Annotated in this window: 2 protein-coding genes; both read right to left on the bottom strand. The window is 40.6% G+C overall.

Annotation, left to right across the window (positions count from 1 at the left end):
* Positions 1-348, bottom strand: a 348-nt coding sequence (locus N1032_RS24895) for a hypothetical protein (protein ID WP_259543229.1), incomplete at its 3' end; no start/stop codon positions are given.
* Positions 349-415: 67 nt separating this feature from the next.
* Positions 416-781: hypothetical protein (locus N1032_RS24890; protein ID WP_259543227.1), on the bottom strand; the 366-nt coding region annotated here is incomplete at its 5' end.

Here is a 781-nt window from a genome sequence, read left to right as displayed (position 1 = left end):
GGGTTTGTAATAGTGCTTGAAATTAGTGATAATTTTGTCGTTTCGATATTTCAGCACTTCGGCACTTGCATCATACATCATCGATGTCAACATGATGTCATCATAGTTGTAACCATTGAATTGCACAAGGTGTCTTGTTTGTGCCAAGTGTTTCATCATTTGGACGTCATTGGGTCGGAAATGGTACGCTTGCCGCGTTGCATCCCAATGCGTGTGTGCCTTCATGATGATGTTCTTGTTGATGTCTTTGAAGACTATCATTGATAAATTTGGAAAGCATTCTATATCATAAAATGCCAACTCACGACCATCCACAAAACGTGTGCCGTCTTCCTTGATTTCGTACATGTCCAACCCTCCGTCAAATAAAAAAGAGAGTTAGGGAATCCCCTAACCCTCCGGATTCCCTAAGTGGTTATTTTTTCTTTGGTAATTTTTTGATGTCGCCATAAGGTTTGCCAAAAGCCAATTTGACTTCAACCGTGATGACTTCACCGATTAATTTGTCTTCACGTTCTTCGAATTCGCACCCGAATTTTTCAGCAAAGCGTTTGTATTGTTTTTTCTTTTTGATTGGGTCGGTCAACCAACGTTTGTTCACTTCGTCATAAGTCGCATAACTCATGTTACTTTGACGCATTTTGTCTTCGTACTCGTACCGGATATGAATCCCGCGACCATCGTCGAAGACTTCCAAAATTGGTGTGGTAAAGATTTCGCCGTTTTGGTCTTTGTCAAATTTTTCAACCAAGACCATTTCGTCGAAGCTTGCAAAATCATC

It is taken from the genome of Herbiconiux daphne, assembly GCF_024979295.1.
In the GTDB taxonomy this organism is placed as follows: Bacteria; Actinomycetota; Actinomycetes; order Actinomycetales; family Microbacteriaceae; genus Herbiconiux; species Herbiconiux daphnes.
The sequence above is the reverse complement of the archived record's forward strand: the minus strand, read 5'-3'. Positions and strand labels throughout refer to the sequence as shown.